Genomic DNA, 17,468 nt, shown 5'->3' on the forward strand with positions numbered 1-17,468 from the left:
ACTTCTATGATGCGTTTGGTTCCAGATAAGAATGACACGTTTATGGCAAGGGTGGTGTGCGCCGCATCAACCACCCTTGCCGTTACGTCGCTTCCATTAGCACTGTTAGCACCCTAAAGTGCACGTAGAACTACGTTTAAGAAACGGTTTGTTCTTCACTTTGCACTTGCTCTTCCTGTTCGTCTTGCTCCCCTTGTTTGCCTTCGAGAACTGCTTCCGCCATCTTCGACGTCAGCAAGCGTACCGCGCGAATCGCGTCGTCGTTCCCAGGAATGATGTGATCAATTTCGTCAGGGTCGCAGTTCGTATCGACGATGGCGATAATCGGGATGCCCAACTTGCGCGCTTCGGCGACGGCAATCCGTTCTTTACGCGGGTCGATAATGAACACGGCATCGGGTAACTTCTTCATGTGTTTGATCCCGCCCAAGAACTTCTCCAACCGCGCTCTTTCTTTGCGCAGCAAGATCACTTCTTTTTTCGGCAAGACGTCGAAGCGCCCGTCTGTTTCCATTTCGTCCAGTTCGTGCAAGCGCTGAATCCGCTTCTGGATGGTGGAAAAGTTCGTTAGCGTCCCACCTAACCAGCGTTGGTTGACGTAAAACATACCGCAGCGTTCTGCTTCTTCGCGTACGGAATCTTGCGCCTGTTTTTTCGTCCCCACGAATAGCAAGGTACCGCCAGATTGCGCGAGATCGCGTACATAGTAATAGATTTCCTCAACCTTGCGCACAGTTTTTTGCAAATCGATGATGTAAATACCGTTTCTTTCGGTGAAGATGTACTTTTCCATTTTCGGGTTCCAACGCCGCGTTTGGTGTCCAAAGTGTACACCAGCTTCGAGCAGTTGTTTCATGGAAATAATGGCCATCTTCACTCACCTCCTCTGGTTTTTTTCCTCCGCCCACCTCATCTTTGCCCAATAACTGCCGCTGTAGACAGCACCGACTGGGCAAATCGGCAGACGTGTGTAATATACCGTTGATTAATATACCATACCGTTTTATTGATGGCAAGTTCGTATGAGTCACAACTTGTTGTCGCACACAAAAAATCGTAAGTTTTCCGCCTGCGCTCTGTGACACCCTACAAGATGTACTGACTTAAATCGCGGTTGCGTGCGAGGTCTGACAGCCGTTTACGCACGTATTCCGGTGTAATCTGGATGTGCTCAAGTTGTATGTCCGGCGCTTCGAACGACAGTTCCTCTAACAAGTATTCTAAAATCGTATGCAGCCGCCGTGCACCGATATTTTCTGTCGTTTGGTTCACTTCTTGCGCCAGTTCGGCAATTTCCCGAATCGCTTCCTCCGTAAACTCGACGTTGATCCCTTCCGTCTCCAGCAGGGAGATGTACTGCTTTGTCAGTGCGTTTTGCGGTTCGGTCATAATGCGGACGAAGTCGTCAGCCGTTAAGTTTTGCAACTCGACGCGAATCGGAAAACGCCCCTGCAGCTCCGGAATGAGGTCAGACGGCTTCGCAATGTGAAACGCGCCCGCCGCGATGAAGAGAACGTGATCGGTTTTAACCGGTCCGTACTTCGTAACGATCGTCGAACCTTCGACGATGGGCAAAATGTCGCGCTGTACCCCTTCGCGTGAAATGTCGGCACTCGCTTGGTGCTCTTTGCCCGCGATTTTGTCGATTTCGTCGATAAATATAATGCCGCTCTGTTCGGCGCGTTCGATCGACTCTTGGATTAATTCGTCTTCATCGATCAATTTTTGTCCTTCTTCTTGCGTCAACACTTTGCGCGCGTCGCGAACAGTTAGTTTGCGTTTTTTTGTCCGCTTCGGCATCATGTTGCCGAACAGTTCTTGCATGTTGATGCCCATTTGCTCAACGCCGGATCCGGAAAAAATTTCTAGCATGTTCGGATACGTGTCTTCTACTTCGATTTCCACTTCCGCGTCTTCCAACTCGCCGTTGTACAGTTTAAAGCGGACTTGTCGCCGTTTCATCTCCAAGCTGCTCGACTCAGCTTTCCCTTCTTCCGCTTCCTCTTCTTCTTGCTGCCCGAACAGCATTTCGAGCGGGTTTTTAAAGTTTGCCTCTTTTTTGCCGCTCGGTACTAAGATGGAGACGAGTCGTTCGTTAGCAAGTTGTTCCGCTTGGTCTTTGACGCGCTCGATTTTTTCCGCGCGGACGATGCGTATCGCCGTCTCGATGAGGTCGCGCACCATCGATTCGACGTCGCGCCCGACATAACCGACTTCTGTAAATTTGGTCGCTTCTACTTTAACGAACGGCGCCCCGACGAGTTTGGCTAAACGGCGCGCAATTTCCGTCTTTCCGACGCCGGTCGGCCCGATCATTAGGATGTTCTTTGGCACAATTTCATCTCTGAGCTCTGCGGGAAGTTTTGTCCGCCGATAACGGTTGCGCAAGGCGACCGCCACGGAGCGCTTCGCCTTCGTCTGCCCAACGATGTAGTTATCCAACTGTGCGACGATTTGTCTCGGGGTTAAGTCGTTTCGTTGCTTGGACACGTGACTCCTCCGTTCTGATCGTTAGTCTAATTGTTCGACGACGATGTTCGCATTCGTGTAGACACATATTTCGGCCGCGATCTCCAGCGCTTGGTGGGCAATGTCTTTCGCTTCCAAGTGCACCGCGTGTCGCTTGAGTGCGCGCCCCGCAGCTAAAGCAAAAGCACCACCTGAACCGATCGCCATGAGGCCGTCGTCAGGTTCGATCACTTCGCCGTTCCCCGACACGAGTAATAAGTGTTCTTTATTTAGAACGAGCAGCATCGCTTCTAAGCGACGTAACATTTTGTCGGTGCGCCATTCTTTGGCAAGTTCCACCGCTGCCCGCTTCAAGTTGCCGTGAAACGTTTCTAACTGTGCCTCGAATTTTTCAAACAAGGTGACCGCATCGGCCACCGATCCAGCAAAACCGGCGATCACTTCGCCGCGGTACAGACGCCGTACCTTCTTCGCCGCTTGTTTCATAATCATTTGATTGCCAAACGTGACTTGTCCATCGCCGGCCATCGCCGCTTTTCCATTATGTTGGATCGCGAAGATCGTAGTCGCGTGAAACGTCGTCTCCACTTGCGTTCCCCCCATCCTGTTTTTGTTACCGATTTTTGTTACCGAGTCCCTTCGTTCATCGTATCATACGCCGGATCGATGTGCCTAGCTGCAGCCGCCATTTGTTCAAGCGCTCGTGCGGCTAGGGCGCTATACCGTTCTTTTTTGTTGCGAATTTTTTCTTGGAGCGGCGGAAATAAGCCGAAGTTGACGTTCATCGGCTGAAAGTGTTCCGGATCGGCTGTCGTAATGTAGTGGGCCAAACTGCCGATCGCCGTCTCCTGTGGCAACGTGACGAGTGGTTCGCCCCGGACGTAACGCGCAGCGTTCATGCCAGCGATTAAGCCTGCTGCCGCCGATTCGACATAACCTTCTACGCCGGTCATTTGTCCGGCAAAAAACAAGTCGTCGCGCCGTTTAAACTGGTATGTCGGTTTCAGTAGCCGCGGCGAATTAATAAACGTGTTGCGGTGCATGACGCCGTAGCGCACGATTTCCGCCTCTTCTAGTCCCGGAATCATGCGGATGATGCGTCTCTGATCGCCCCACTTCAAATGTGTCTGAAAGCCGACGAGATTGTACAGTGTGCCCGCACTATTATCTTGGCGCAGTTGGACGACGGCGTACGGCCGTTTTCCGGTCGCCGGGTCCGTGAGGCCGACAGGCTTTAGCGGGCCGAACGTCAGCGTCCGTCTACCGCGCTTCGCCAACACTTCGATCGGAATGCACGCTTCGAAGTATATTTCTTTCTCAAACTGCTTAAGTGGCATCGTTTCTGCTCCGATGAGCGCCTCGTAAAATACGTCGAACTCGCTTTCCGTCATCGGGCAGTTCAAGTACGCAGCCTCTCCTTTATCGTAACGCGAGGCGAGAAAGGCGCGTGTCATGTCGATGCTCTCTTTTTCAACAATTGGTGCGGCCGCATCGTAAAAGTACAAGTAGTCTTCCCCCGTCAATTCCTTGAGTGCTTGAGATAACGGGTCAGAAGTCAGGGGACCGGTGGCAATTACCGTCGGACCGTCCGGGACGGCAGTCACTTCCTCATTCACGACCTCCACGAGCGGGTGCTGGTGCAGCGCGTCAGTCACCGCATCGACGAACCCATCGCGATCGACGGCGAGCGCCCCGCCCGCAGGCACACTGTTCGCATCCGCACTTCTAATAATAAGAGAGTGCAACTTTCGCATGTCTTCTTTTAACACGCCGACCGCATTCGTTAACGAGTTCGCCCGTAGCGAATTGCTGCAAACCAGTTCGGCGAACTTGCCGGTAATGTGGGCTGGTGTCTGCTTCACCGGCCGCATTTCGTACAACCGGACGGGGACGCCGCGCGAGGCGATTTGCCACGCGGCTTCGCTGCCGGCGAGTCCCGCACCGATGACAGTCACTTTTTGTTCTTGCATGCCGTGCTCCTTTCTTATAGCAAAACGCTTTTAATTGCGTTCGTCGTCTCTACTGCACGATGCATTACGCCTCTTTGTAATCACAGTTGACGCACTGCACGGTCGTACCTTGCTTCTTCGATTTTTTCTCGACTAACATCGCGTCACACTTCGGACAGCGGCGCGCGATTGGCTTATCCCAAGAGACGAAGTCACACTCGGGGTAGCGGTTGCAGCCGAAAAATTTGCGCCCTTTTTTCGATTTGCGCTCCACAATTTCCCCTTGCTTGCACGTCGGGCAGGTGACGCCAATGTGTTTCACGATCGGCTTCGTGTTGCGACAATCGGGAAAGCCGGAACAAGCGAGGAATTTGCCGAAGCGTCCAAACTTGTAAACCATCGGCTTGCCGCATTTCTCACACACTTCGTCCGACACTTCGTCGGCCACTTCCACTTGCTTCATTTCTTCTTCAGCTACTTCTAACCGTTTCTCAAAGTCGCCGTAAAAGACGTCGAGCACTTTGATCCAATCCGCAGTCCCTTCTTCGACGCTGTCGAGGCTTTCTTCCATGTGTGCCGTAAACTCAGTATCCAATATTTCCGGAAAAAACTCTGCCATCAATTCGATCACGATTTCTCCGAGTTCGGTCGGTATGAAGCGGCGCTCTTCTAAGGCGACGTATCCCCGTTTTTGAATCGTGTCCAGTGTTGGCGCATACGTACTCGGGCGTCCGATGCCGAGTTCTTCTAACGTCTTCACGAGGCTGGCCTCCGAATAACGCGGTGGCGGCTGGGTAAAGTGCTGCTGCGGATCGATTTTTTGTGCCTCGTATTGCTGGCCTTCTTCCAGCGGCGGTAAAAACTTATCCTCTTCCCGCTTCGCGTCGTCTTTCCCCTCCACGTACACTTTCATAAAGCCAGGGAATTTGAGCTTCGAGCCCGTTGCGCGAAAGAGTGCGTCGCCGGCGTGCAAATCGGCCGACACTGTATCCATGACCGCTGGCGCCATCTGACTGGCGACGAACCGCTCCCACACGAGTTTGTACAAGCGGTATTGGTCGCGGCTTAAATGCGCCTTAACTGACGCCGGCTCGCGCCATACGGACGTCGGACGTACCGCTTCGTGCGCGTCTTGCGCACCCGCTTGTTTTTTCGTCGCCCGCGGTTTTGCCTGTAAATACGGTTGCCCGTATTTATCGGCGATGTAGCCGCGCGCCTCTTCGCGCGCCGTCTCCGAAATGCGCGTCGAGTCTGTCCGGATATAGGTGATCAGTCCGACCGTTCCCTCTTTCTTCCCGAGGGCAATCCCTTCGTACAGCTGTTGCGCGATCGCCATCGTCTTCCCGGCGCGAAATTTTAACTTGCGGGCCGCTTCTTGCTGTAAAGAACTCGTCGTAAACGGCGCTGCTGGATTGCGACGCCGCTCGCTTTTTCGGATCGACGTAATTTTAAACGTCTCGTCCGCGATGTGGGCAAGCAGCTTCTGCACCTCTTCTTCGTTGTGCAGCTCCATCTTTTCTTTCCCGTAACCGTGAAACTTGGCGGTAAACGTTTCGTTCCCTTCTTGGAACGTCGCGGTGACCGTCCAGTACTCTTCCGGTTTAAAGTTGCGTATTTCTTTTTCCCGGTCGATGACGATTTTTACAGCGACCGATTGCACGCGCCCCGCACTGAGCCCTTTCTTTACCTTTTTCCATAAAAGGGGGCTAATTTTATAACCGACGAGGCGGTCTAAAATGCGGCGCGCCTGTTGTGCTTTTACTAAGTCCATATCGATGGCGCGCGGGTGTTTAAAGGCGTCTTTCACCGCCTGTTTCGTAATTTCGTTAAAGACGACGCGGCACCTTTCGTTTTCATCAATGTTTAAACTGTGCGCCAAGTGCCACGCGATCGCCTCCCCTTCGCGGTCCGGGTCAGCGGCGAGGTAAATGCGTTTTACTTTTTTCGACGCGTCGCGCAACTCTTTTAGCACTGGTCCTTTGCCGCGAATCGTAATGTACTTCGGCTCGAAGTCGTTGTCGATATCGACTCCCATTTGACTGCGCGGCAAGTCGCGCACGTGCCCCATCGACGCTTTGACAATATATTTTTTACCTAAATATTTTCCGATTGTTTTCGCTTTGGCTGGTGATTCGACTATGACGAGTGAGTCAGCCATATATCGGGTCCTCCCCTCAAAAAAGCACAATCCCTATTATTCATTATCGAACTCCTCTTTGTCAAACTATGCACGATTTTTTATACGCGCACAAAACGGGAGCCCGGCAGTTGTTTCACGAGCCGTTTCATTAACAGCGATAAGAGGAGCGGGTGGATTTCCGCGAGTGTGAAGCGCGTCTTGGCGCATAGCTCGTCGACGTGGAGCGGCTCCGCGGTGATCGCGTTTAACACCGCTGTCTCTTCTAACGTCAACTGCTCTGGCGGTTGTGGTTCAAGTGAGGCTGCCGGTTGCGCGACGTCCGGGTATTCGTCTAGTATGTCCGTTAACGTCATGACACATTTAGCCCCATGCTGAATGAGGCGGTTTGTCCCTGCGCTATGCGGTGACGTAATTGGACCGGGAACAGCGAACACGTCGCGATTTTGTTCTAAGCTCGCATCGGCGGTAATGAGTGAACCGCTTCTCGCCGCCGCTTCGACGACGACCGTGCCGCGACTCAATCCGCTAATGATGCGGTTGCGCAGTGGAAAAAAAGCGGGGTGTGGCTTTGTCCCCGGCGGGAATTCGGAGACGACCGCTCCCGTGCGGAGGATGTCGCGGTAGAGCGCGTGATTCCGCTGCGGGTAGACTACGTCGACGCCACTGCCGAGGACGGCCACGGTCGCCCCTCCTCTTTCTAGCGCCCCGCGGTGGGCGATACTGTCAATGCCACGCGCCATCCCGCTTACGACGGTCCAGCCGCAGGTAGCGAGTTCGGAGGAAAGTTTGTGCGCGACGGCTTCGCCGTAAGGGGTTGGCGTCCGCGTTCCGACGACCGCGAGTGCCGGCTTCTTAAGTAACGCAGCGTTCCCCAATATGTATAGCACCCACGGTGGCTGCGCGATTTCCCGCAACAGTGGAGGGTAGTGTGCGTCGAACACCGTCAGTGTCCTAATATTAGACTGCTTGAGGGCAACGACTGCCTGCCGCGTTTCGGTCGCCTTAAGCTGCGCCACGATCGTTTGCGGGCGGAGGCGTCGTCCGGCAAGCTCGTCGCCATGGGCGTTCATTGCCTGCGGTAAATTGGCAAACCCACCACATACTTCGTCAATCTTCGCGATCGTCTGCCAACCGACGCCGGCGATATGCGTCAAAGCGACTAGCCAGTCAGAAGCGGAAAAAGTAGTCATTAATTAAGCCCTCCCATTTATACTCCATCGTTCACCATCAGTCGTTCCCAATGCGCGTGTGCAATGTACGTGTGCAATGTGCGTGTCCGATGCGCAAATCGCGTCGATTCACACAGCTTCGCTTCCGCGCATGTGCCGGAAGTGCCGACAAGCGCCGCAAAGACGGCGTAAAAACAATCTTTCGCGACACGCGGGGACAATTCCTTCCTTCATATTAAAATTTTTTATACAAAAAACCTCTCCAAGTAAAAAACTGGAGAGGTTTTCCCGCCCTAAACAGCGGAAAAAGTGCATGTTACATTATTTGTTTGTTAGACACTTCTCGTACAAGCCGCGTTCTTTAATGACAGCTACGAGCGTTTCCCCGATTTCCGCAGGCGATTTGGCGACTTTTACGCCACACGCTTCGAGCGTCTTCATTTTTTCCGCCGCTGTCCCTTTACCGCCGGAAATAATCGCTCCGGCGTGTCCCATCCGCTTTCCTGGCGGTGCCGTTTGTCCGCCGATGAAGCCGACGACTGGTTTTTTCATGTTCGCCTTAATCCACTCGGCCGCTTCTTCTTCCGCCGTACCCCCAATTTCACCGATCATGACGACGGCTTCCGTATCGGGGTCTTCGTTAAACAACTTGAGTACATCGATAAAGTTCGTGCCGTTTACAGGGTCGCCGCCAATCCCGACTGCCGTCGACTGGCCGATGCCGCGCTGCGACAGTTGGTGTACGGCTTCATACGTTAGCGTCCCGCTGCGCGAAACGACGCCGACGTGTCCTTTCGTATGAATGTACCCCGGCAAAATGCCGATTTTGCACTCGCCTGGCGTAATGAGACCCGGGCAGTTGGGCCCGATTAAGCGCGTTTTCTTCCCTTCCATGTAGCGCTTCACTTTCACCATGTCGAGCACCGGGATGCCTTCCGTAATACAGACGACTAAGTCCAACTCAGCGTCGACCGCTTCCATGATCGCGTCCGCGGCAAATGGCGGCGCAACGTAAATGACGGATGCCGTCGCGCCCGTTTCCGCAACCGCTTCAGCGACTGTATCGTAAATGGGGAAGCCTTCGATTTCTTCTCCACCTTTGCCCGGTCGCGTTCCCCCGACCATTTGTGTGCCGTAATCTCTACACCCTTTGGCGTGGAACAGTCCGGTTGCCCCGGTAATTCCTTGCGTGATCACTTTCGTATCTTTATTAATTAAAATACTCATCGGTTAATTGTCCCGCCCTTCCTTCACTCATATTACATGACACGTTTATTGCACTGCCGCGACAATTTTTTCAGCTGCGTCGTCCATCGACGTTGCCGGCGTAATGTTCAGTCCGGATTTAGCCAAAATCTCTTTCCCGAGGTCGACGTTCGTCCCTTCGAGCCGCACGACGAGCGGACGGTCGATACCGATTTGTTTCGCCGCTTCGACGACACCGTTAGCAATAACGTCGCACTTCATAATTCCGCCAAAAATGTTGATTAAAATACCCTTCACTTTTTCGTCTGCCAAAATAATTTTGAACGCTTCCGTCACTTTTTCTGTCGTCGCCCCGCCGCCGACGTCGAGGAAGTTTGCCGGCTCGCCGCCGTGGTGTTTAATAATGTCCATCGTCGCCATCGCCAGACCGGCACCGTTGACCATGCAGCCGATGTTGCCGTCTAAACTGATGTAACTGAGGTCGTACTTCGACGCTTCGACTTCTTTCGGGTCTTCTTCGTCGAGGTCGCGCAACTCGGCAATGTCTGCGTGGCGGAACAACGCGTTATCGTCAAAGTTCAACTTCGCGTCGAGTGCCATCACGTCGCCGTCACCCGTCACGACGAGCGGGTTAATTTCTGCGAGCGAACAGTCTTTTTCCACAAAAGCGTTATAAAGCGCGATCATAAATTTAACCGCTTTGTTCACGAGTGGCTTCGGGATGCCGATGGCGAACGCTAATTTGCGCGCTTGGAAAGGCAGTAAGCCAGTAACTGGATCGATCACTTCCGTAAAGATTTTTTCCGGTGTTTTCGCCGCCACTTCTTCGATTTCCGTACCGCCTTCGGCCGATGCCATCATCGCCACGCCCCCGCTAGAGCGGTCGACGACCATCCCGATATAGTATTCTTTTTTAATGTCACACCCTTGCTCGATTAAGAGCCGCTTCACTTCTTGACCTTCCGGGCCCGTTTGATGCGTAACGAGCGTTTTTCCGAGTATTTCTTCGGCGTATGTACGCACCTCGTCCAAACTTTTGGCGAGCTTGACCCCGCCGGCTTTCCCGCGGCCCCCGGCATGGATTTGCGCCTTTACAACGGTAACATCTGTGCCGATCTCTTCAGCCGCTTTAACCGCTTCCTCCGGTGAAAAGACGACTTTCCCTTGCGGCACGACGACGCCGTATTGTTTTAACACTTCTTTTGCTTGGTACTCGTGAATATTCATAACGATCCTCCCATTGTCGTAGTAAACCTATGCGACATTGTTTAATACCGATATAGGTACAGAAAAAAGAACGTCCGAAAACGTTCACGAATGGCTTGTAGGTAGATGCTTTAAATTAGTTAACTAATATTTCAATGACGGTTGCAACTGCCGCAATACCTAAAAAGAAGATGACAGCTGTGGCGGTCCCAACCACCATATCGTTAAAATCGTTCTCTCTGTTCTCTCTCCGGCGCTCCGGTTGTGCGTCAGTCATACGGCATTCCCTCCTGTGACGATATTGTTACGACACTGTTAAGTATAAACGTCATTTGGGCGAAAGGCAAAGGGGGAATGAACTTAACACCCCCCTTTTTGCACATTTTACTATTGTAACGTTCACGAAATCGTCACACCCGTACGCATTTTGCTCCCTTACAGTGGCGTTCGCTGTTGCGGATGCGTACGGCATGGTTGTAGTAGTGTTGCTTGGCTGCGAACGCTGTATGCATCGATTTGTGCGGCATATATGCGCGCGATACGGAACGTGCGCACGCCCTTGCGACTGAAACAGTACGCATACACGCAGTCGTCGGCAATGGTGCGAATGCGAATGATCCGCTGCGACCATTTCCCACTCGCATCGACGTACACAATTTGCACGGGCACTTGTTGGGCAAACGCCCATTGTAACACGCGATCGATCATTCGTTACGCCCCCTTGCGCAGTAAGAACATTTGTTCCTATTTTATGCGCAAACATGTGTGAGCGTCAACAGAAATAACTGGGAATCTTGTATATGTAACGAGGAAGTTGGAAATAAATCTAAATAGTTGTACAAAAAATAAAGGAGGTGCACCCGATGAAATCAACATCGCGCCAGTGGCTCATCTTGTCACTCGTTACCGGATTGTTAGTAATTGGTGCGACTGTCATCGTCGCGGGTAACGCGCTCAATTGGACAAGTGCCAAAACAACGAGCCAAAACGACCCATCACAAGTGACGAAGACGTTTCACATCGTAACCGGCGAGTTTAAGACGAAAACGGCTGACGGCCAGGAAAGAGACGTTTATCGCTTCAGTCCCGGACATTTAACCGTATTGAAGGGAGACCGCGTTACACTAAATATTCACGGTATCAATGGACACGCACATCATTTCAAGATCAAAGAATTCGGAGTTAGCGGAACTGTGAAGCGCGGCGAAGTGGCGACGGTCACATTTGACGCCGACCAAGCGGGAACGTTCGAACTCGTCTGCACGAATCATAGGGCGGCGGAAGACGGTGGTCCGATGATTGCCTACATTACCGTGCTAGATCAATAGGACCGTTCTGGGATTAATAAGGCAAGAAAAAGGGGCCTCGCCACTAATATGGGGAGGCCCAAACAGTATTGGGGTAATAAAGGAATTGTGAAGGTTCACTTATACAGACGTATACGATCCGCAAAAGGTTCCCTCATTTTAAGGATTTAATACAAAAAACTTTTCTTTTGCCTCTTCGCGCGGTATTGTGTATGAAGAGGTGAAAGCGATGCAACTACAGTTTCGTACCCCGCACCAATATTTTTTTGTTCACGAACAAGTGAAGCACTTATTGTTACTGTGGTCGAAAGATCGGCACCGCGAGCTGTACTTAGTCGAAGAAGACGACGATCGCCTCGTCTTGAACTACCCAGGCGAAGTATACCGCGAGCTACTTCTCGATCAATTAGGAGACATTTTTTTCCAGCGCCTCGAAACGGATAGCGAGTCGTTTCGCGCGGCGCTCGCAGCGACGTTTCGGTACGACGGACGCCTAATTGGCGCCTACTACTGCACGGCGGACGATGCAAGCAGTGTAGGCGATGCGAGCGCAGGAGATAATGCAGACGAAGCGCGTACGCGCGGTCCGATCGAGCAGCTGTACTTTTTTGAAATCGCACACGGGCGACTTTGCGAACTCGAAAGCAGCGAATACGAAGCGGTAGCCCAACTATTTTTTGAGACTTTTCCCGAGTACGCAAGTGAAACGGTTGACTAAGGGTGCGCAGCGACAGACACGTTCGCGACCTTAGTTTCGCATCTGTTAACGATCGCCTTCTCGTTGTTGCCCCTTTGCTGTCAAGTGCGCGTGCAACTGTTTCGCCAACCCTTTTTCCAGTTCGGCGCGGACGTAAATGCCGTCGACGCGATGTGCCTCCTCGAGCACGTGACCGTGTGCGTACAGCCACGGCACCCACGACGCGTCGGCGTAGGGGATCGTACACGCTACCGTTTCGCGCCTTCTGGCTAATACTTGCTGAATCGTTCGTTGGAGCTGGTCGAGATTTAAGTGATGGCGCGCCGAAACAGCGATGGAAAGTTCCTTTCCGTCCTCTGGCGCGGCCTCGCCACTAGCTACGCCTTCTCCCGCATCGGGGGACGCTTGCCGTAACCCGTCTTCTGATTTGTTGTAAACAACGATAGTCGGCTTGTCCCCCGCGCCTAATTCGGCAAGTACTTCTTGTACGGTCTGCATTTGCTCGTGCCGCTTCGGGTGCGTGGCATCGACGACGTGGAGCAGCAAATCAGCAGCTTTAACCTCTTCCAACGTCGAACGAAAGGCGGCGACGAGAAACGTCGGCAATTGGTTAATAAAACCGACTGTATCGATGAGTACGTATGGCTCACCGTCCTCTGGCTCAACTTTGCGCGCCGTCGCATCGAGCGTCGCAAATAAGCGGTCCTCTACTAAAACAGACGATCCGGCAAGTACGCGGTGTAACGTCGATTTACCCGCGTTCGTATAACCGGTCAGGGCGACGACAGGAAGCGACCCCTCTCTTCGCTTCGCGCGCAGCATCGTCCGATGCGCTGTAACCTCCGCTAACTCCCGCTTCACGGCGGCGATGCGATCGCGGATGCGTCGCCGATCGACTTCGAGCTTTGTCTCCCCCGGCCCACGCGTGCCGATCCCTCCACCGAGACGCGACAGTTCCGTCCCTTTCCCTACAATGCGTGGCAAGCGATATTGCAATTGTGCCAACTCGACTTGTAATTTTGCCTCATTGCTACGCGCCCGCTGCGCGAATATATCTAAAATGACCGTCGTGCGGTCAATGACTGGACAGCCCGTTAAGCGCTCCAAATTGCGCTGTTGCAGCGGCGACAATTCTCCGTCAAAAATGATGAGGTCAAACCCGAGTGCCTGCTGTAGGCTACCGAGTTCGATCGCTTTCCCCTTGCCGATGTACGTCACTGCGTCGCGGTGAGGACGCCGCTGAATCTCGCGCCCGACGACAGTAGCTCCAGCCGTACCGGCCAAGTTCTCTAATTCGTCTAGCGACTCGGACGCCGTCCACCCGCCGCCGTCCCCGTATGTCTCCAGTGCAACTAAAAGAGCGCGCTGTGTCTCGCTATGTGTCATTCATGTTCACCTCTTCGTTTATAAGCCCTCGCGTTCACGATAGTGCCATAAAGCGCTAACGATTTGTGACTGCCGTCACAGAAGCGAACGCCATTTTTTTATATCGTCGGTAACGAAAGGACAATTATTTTTTTGTGACGAGGAAACCGACGTTTTTCCGCACATTGTCGCTTACGAACAGGCGCCTACGGCAGCAAAGCTAACGGCACTGCGGCAAACGATCGTCGACCGAGAAAGCGAACACGCCGCTACCGGTGACATCTTGAAACAAATACGCGCGATGACAGACGGTTTTGAGCCGCCGCAAGGCGCCTGCACGACGTACCGCGCCACATACGGGCGCCTCGCTGAGCTCGAAGCCGATTTGTTTCAGCATTTACACCTCGAAAACAACATCTTGTTTCTCCGCTACACACAGGCATAAGCAATCGCAAAGCGTCGTCATTGAATGTCGCAATAAAGCCGTTAAAAGACACGAAAATTGTTGTGCGCCGCCGAGTGCAGTGGGGGGCTATTCCGCCCCCTAAGTGTCGCGTACTGCCCAAACCCGATCCGTTAGTTCACTGGTGCAGCTGCAACAGTCGACGGTACGCCACTCGTCCCGTAAGCAGACTCAAAAGCGTGCGATAACCTTAAGACGGTGCTCTCGTTAAACCGGTCAGCCGCTATTTGCAGCCCGATTGGCAGCCCATCTGCTGAAAAGCCGACCGGAAGCGATGCCGCGGGCATGCCTGTGACGTTAAACATTTGCGTTAGCATCCAATCAGAATCTCGCTTAATCGCCCGGCCGTTAATTTCGCGCGGCCCTAACAACTCGTGTGGAAATGCCGTCACCGCTAGCGTCGGCGAGAGCAGTGCGTCGTACGTCTGCATCACTTCTTGCACCTTCAGCCACAGTTTTGTCCGCGTATATTCCAATTGCCGGAACTCGACCGCGCTTAAGGCATACCCTTTGCGGATCATATACTGCATCGACTCCGAAACGAGTTCTGGATGTTCTTCCAGTAACGCGCCGCTCCCCGCCGCCGCTGCAGAGTGCCACATACTTTCAAAGAACGTAATAAACGTACGCAAATCCATCCCGAAATCGAGTGATATTTCTTCAACCGTACAACCGAGGGCGCGCCACTGAGCCAACGTCTCCCGCACCTTTCGCTGCACGTCGGGAGCGACTTCGTACATCCCAAAATCGGGCGTATAGGCCAACTTCAGGCCCGCAACACTTTTTTTCATTTCCTCGCGGTAAGAAACGTCCGTCCTGGGGAGAGAAAAAGGGTCTGTCGCTGTCGGTCCCTGCATCACCTGCAGTAACAACGCGGCGTCCTCTACCGCGTGCGTCAATGTCCCGTGGTGCAAAAACGGTTCGTGCGCACTAAACACGTTACTTAAGTTGCTGTCGTACGGGATACGTCCGAACGTCGGCTTAAACCCGTACACACCGCAAAAACTGGCTGGGATGCGAATCGAACCGCCACCGTCACTCCCCTCGGCGACGGGCACGAGTCGCGCTGCTACAGCCGCTGCCGCACCACCGCTCGAACCGCCAGCGGTCATTGCCAAGTGCCACGGGTTTTTCGTCGCGCCGAATAACAGGTTGTCCGTCGTCCCTTTATGTCCGAACTCTGGCGTATTTGTTTTACCGACGACGATCGCTCCCGCTTGCTTTAGGCGCTGTACGACTGTCGCATCGCGATCGGGAATGTAATCTTTGTAAGCGGGAGAACCGTATGTCGTGCGGATCCCCTTCGTCACTGTCAAATCTTTAATCGCCACCGGAACACCGTGCAGCGGCCCGAGCGCTGCTCCGTGGACAACTGCCTCTTCCGCCTGTTTCGCCGCTTGGCGCGCCTCCGCGTCGGCAAGAGTAACAAACGCGTTAATTTGTGGGTTAAGCGCCGTAATCCGCCCTAAGAAGTGATCCATCACTTCGACAGGGGAAACTTCTTTCGCTTTAATTTTGTCGACTATTTCTGTCGCCGACCATGCATGAATCATGTATGTAAGCACACCTTCCGTTTTTTATATTGAGAAGCCCGCATGAAGGGCCTGTCCATTTTTTTTGACTTGCTGAGCTGTCCCCGCCAGAGCGGTTAAGTCCATTATAGTCATTGAGGGCGTTTTATTAAAGGCGCGTCGAGAGCAGGAATTTGAACCTCCATATGGAACTAAGTATATACGAACACGATCGACATTGCCGGATACGAACGACATATGTCCGATCGAGGAGGTGAGTCCCTTTCATGTACGCCAAATTATACAGCGCGGCCGTCCACGGAATTGACGGCTATATCGTAGAGGTCGAAGTGGACATTTCCAACGGGTTGCCGCAATTCGACATTGTCGGCCTTCCCGATTCCGCCGTGCGCGAATCGCGCGACCGCGTGCGCGCCGCGGTGAAAAACAGCGGGTGCCAATTTCCGATGCAACGCATGACGACGAACTTAGCCCCAGCTGACGTGAAAAAAGCAGGCTCCGGCTTTGACCTCGCCATCTCTCTCGGCGTCTTACTCGCCAGCGAACAGTTGCACACCACCGCACTACGCGGCGCGGTCGTCATCGGGGAGATGGCGTTAGACGGCACGCTCCGCCCATTAAACGGCGTCTTGCCGATGGTCATCGCTGCAAAAGAAGAAGGATTCACTGCCGCCTACGTGCCTGCAGCAAACGCTGCGGAAGCGATGTTAGTCGACGGGATTCGAGTTTTTCCAATACACACGTTAAAACAAGCCGTTGCCCACTTAAACGGTTCTAAGACGCTCGCGCCGACATCCGCCAAACCGGTTACTACCGCGTCTACAGAGCCGGGAATGACTGATGACTTTGCAGACGTCAAAGGACAATTCCACGTAAAACGCGCCCTAGAAGTCGCCGCAGCCGGCATGCACAACATTTTACTCATCGGCCCACCCGGCGCGGGCAAAACGATGCTCGCGCGTCGCATTCCGTCCATCTTACCGCAACTCGCCAAGTCGGAAGCGCTCGAAGTGACGAAAATTTACAGCGCGGCCGGCCTGCTCGCCGACCGCGGTCAACTAATCGCCGTACGGCCGTTTCGCGCTCCCCACCATACGATTTCCCGCGCTGGTCTCATCGGTGGCGGCGTCATTCCAAAGCCGGGCGAAGTAAGTTTGGCACACCGCGGCGTTCTCTTTCTTGACGAAATGCCTGAATTTTCCAAGAGTGCCTTAGAAGTACTGCGGCAACCGTTGGAGGACCGTGAAGTGACGCTCAGCCGCGCGCGCGTCTCTTTAACCTTCCCGACTAAATTTATGCTCGTCGCTTCGTTAAACCCTTGTCCGTGCGGTTTTTACGGTTCCACAGACGACACGTGTACGTGCACGCCGTATCAAATTCAACGTTACCGCGCGAAAATATCTGGCCCGTTACTCGACCGCATCGATATCCACATCGAAGTGCCGAAAGTAAACTATCAAACGTTAACAGTATCGGGCACGAGTGAATCGTCTCAGGCGATCCGCGAACGAGTTAATCGTGCACACGCGACCCAAGCGGCGCGCTACGGGGACGACGGCTTTTCGACGAATGCGACAATGTCTCCCCGCGCCATTCGCCAGTACTGCCAATTAACGAAACAGTCTCGCGCCTTACTCGAGCAATCGTTTGACACCCTCGGGTTAAGTGCCCGCGCGCACGACCGCATTTTGAAAGTGGCGCGTACGATTGCCGACCTCGAGGGCAGTGTAGAGATCGGCACGCCACACGTCGCCGAAGCGATTCAGTACCGCAGTCTCGACCGCAAATATTGGTGAGTTAATGTAAACTTAAGGTTCACCTAAGTGCGAGTTAATGCCCCCCACCTACAATTAAACTATAAAACCAAACGGCGGAATCAATCGTCTTATGACGTACAAGCATATATCCGTCCTATTGCGTACAGCTGGCGTCGAGGTAAATATATGCACCGCATGTCATCGATAC

At 53.3% G+C, this 17,468-nt stretch carries 17 protein-coding genes; 4 read left to right on the forward strand and 13 right to left on the reverse strand.

Annotation, left to right across the window (positions count from 1 at the left end; genetic code table 11):
- Window positions 1–136 precede the first annotated feature (136 nt).
- The 11 genes from rpsB to BN1247_RS07855 form a co-directional block, all read right to left on the reverse strand.
- Window positions 137–871 (reverse strand): 30S ribosomal protein S2, encoded by a 735-nt coding sequence (gene rpsB / locus BN1247_RS07810; RefSeq protein WP_054949879.1) that lies wholly within the window; start codon window positions 869–871, stop codon window positions 137–139.
- A gap of 215 nt (window positions 872–1,086) precedes the next feature.
- Window positions 1,087–2,490 (reverse strand): ATP-dependent protease ATPase subunit HslU, encoded by a 1,404-nt coding sequence (hslU, locus tag BN1247_RS07815; protein ID WP_054949880.1) that lies wholly within the window; start codon window positions 2,488–2,490, stop codon window positions 1,087–1,089.
- 21 nt (window positions 2,491–2,511) lie between these two features.
- Complete coding sequence (gene hslV / locus BN1247_RS07820; RefSeq protein ID WP_390622035.1) at window positions 2,512–3,057, reverse strand: ATP-dependent protease subunit HslV; 546 nt, start codon at window positions 3,055–3,057, stop codon at window positions 2,512–2,514.
- A 38-nt stretch (window positions 3,058–3,095) separates the two neighbouring features.
- A complete protein-coding gene (gene trmFO / locus BN1247_RS07825) occupies window positions 3,096–4,439 on the reverse strand; it encodes an FADH(2)-oxidizing methylenetetrahydrofolate--tRNA-(uracil(54)-C(5))-methyltransferase TrmFO (protein ID WP_054949882.1) in 1,344 nt (447 codons plus the stop codon).
- Window positions 4,440–4,503: 64 nt separating this feature from the next.
- Window positions 4,504–6,576, reverse strand: a complete 2,073-nt coding sequence (gene topA / locus BN1247_RS07830) for a type I DNA topoisomerase (protein ID WP_054949883.1) — start codon at window positions 6,574–6,576, stop codon at window positions 4,504–4,506.
- A gap of 80 nt (window positions 6,577–6,656) precedes the next feature.
- On the reverse strand, window positions 6,657–7,748 hold the full coding sequence (gene dprA / locus BN1247_RS07835; RefSeq protein WP_054949884.1) for a DNA-processing protein DprA: 1,092 nt from the start codon (window positions 7,746–7,748) through the stop codon (window positions 6,657–6,659).
- A gap of 17 nt (window positions 7,749–7,765) precedes the next feature.
- On the reverse strand, window positions 7,766–7,948 hold the full coding sequence (locus BN1247_RS07840; protein ID WP_054949885.1) for a hypothetical protein: 183 nt from the start codon (window positions 7,946–7,948) through the stop codon (window positions 7,766–7,768).
- A gap of 100 nt (window positions 7,949–8,048) precedes the next feature.
- Window positions 8,049–8,954, reverse strand: coding sequence for a succinate--CoA ligase subunit alpha (sucD, locus tag BN1247_RS07845; protein WP_054949886.1), 906 nt, complete (start codon window positions 8,952–8,954; stop codon window positions 8,049–8,051).
- 45 nt (window positions 8,955–8,999) lie between these two features.
- Window positions 9,000–10,160, reverse strand: coding sequence for an ADP-forming succinate--CoA ligase subunit beta (gene sucC, locus BN1247_RS07850; RefSeq protein WP_054949887.1), 1,161 nt, complete (start codon window positions 10,158–10,160; stop codon window positions 9,000–9,002).
- 115 nt (window positions 10,161–10,275) lie between these two features.
- Entirely contained in the window at window positions 10,276–10,416 is a 141-nt protein-coding gene (locus BN1247_RS17680) for a hypothetical protein (RefSeq protein WP_157360856.1), read from the reverse strand.
- Between the two features lie 158 nt (window positions 10,417–10,574).
- Window positions 10,575–10,847 carry a hypothetical protein gene (locus BN1247_RS07855; protein WP_054949888.1) on the reverse strand — a complete coding sequence of 91 codons (273 nt, stop codon included), beginning with the start codon at window positions 10,845–10,847 and terminating at the stop codon, window positions 10,575–10,577.
- Window positions 10,848–11,002: 155 nt separating this feature from the next.
- On the opposite strand from BN1247_RS07855, the gene BN1247_RS07860 reads away from it, so the two are divergent.
- Both BN1247_RS07860 and BN1247_RS07865 read left to right on the forward strand, forming a co-directional pair.
- Window positions 11,003–11,467, forward strand: a complete 465-nt coding sequence (locus tag BN1247_RS07860) for a cupredoxin domain-containing protein (protein WP_054949889.1) — start codon at window positions 11,003–11,005, stop codon at window positions 11,465–11,467.
- A gap of 208 nt (window positions 11,468–11,675) precedes the next feature.
- Window positions 11,676–12,164: a hypothetical protein gene (locus BN1247_RS07865; RefSeq protein WP_054949890.1), complete on the forward strand. Its 489-nt coding sequence runs from the start codon at window positions 11,676–11,678 to the stop codon at window positions 12,162–12,164.
- Window positions 12,165–12,209: 45 nt separating this feature from the next.
- Here the strand turns inward: BN1247_RS07865 and hflX are convergent, their stop codons facing one another.
- Entirely contained in the window at window positions 12,210–13,529 is a 1,320-nt protein-coding gene (gene hflX, locus BN1247_RS07870; RefSeq protein ID WP_054949891.1) for a GTPase HflX, read from the reverse strand.
- Window positions 13,530–13,629: 100 nt separating this feature from the next.
- Between hflX and BN1247_RS17085 the strand changes: the two genes are divergently transcribed.
- Window positions 13,630–13,953 (forward strand): hemerythrin domain-containing protein, encoded by a 324-nt coding sequence (locus BN1247_RS17085; RefSeq protein ID WP_261796063.1) that lies wholly within the window; start codon window positions 13,630–13,632, stop codon window positions 13,951–13,953.
- A 131-nt stretch (window positions 13,954–14,084) separates the two neighbouring features.
- Here the strand turns inward: BN1247_RS17085 and BN1247_RS07875 are convergent, their stop codons facing one another.
- Window positions 14,085–15,524: an amidase gene (locus BN1247_RS07875; RefSeq protein WP_054949892.1), complete on the reverse strand. Its 1,440-nt coding sequence runs from the start codon at window positions 15,522–15,524 to the stop codon at window positions 14,085–14,087.
- 245 nt (window positions 15,525–15,769) lie between these two features.
- Here BN1247_RS07875 and BN1247_RS07880 point away from each other — a divergent pair, with 245 nt between their 5' ends.
- Window positions 15,770–17,299, forward strand: a complete 1,530-nt coding sequence (locus BN1247_RS07880; RefSeq protein WP_054949893.1) for a YifB family Mg chelatase-like AAA ATPase — start codon at window positions 15,770–15,772, stop codon at window positions 17,297–17,299.
- Window positions 17,300–17,468: the final 169 nt, after the last annotated feature.

Source organism: Numidum massiliense, from assembly GCF_001375555.1.
Classification (GTDB): Bacteria; Bacillota; Bacilli; order Thermoactinomycetales; family Novibacillaceae; genus Numidum; species Numidum massiliense.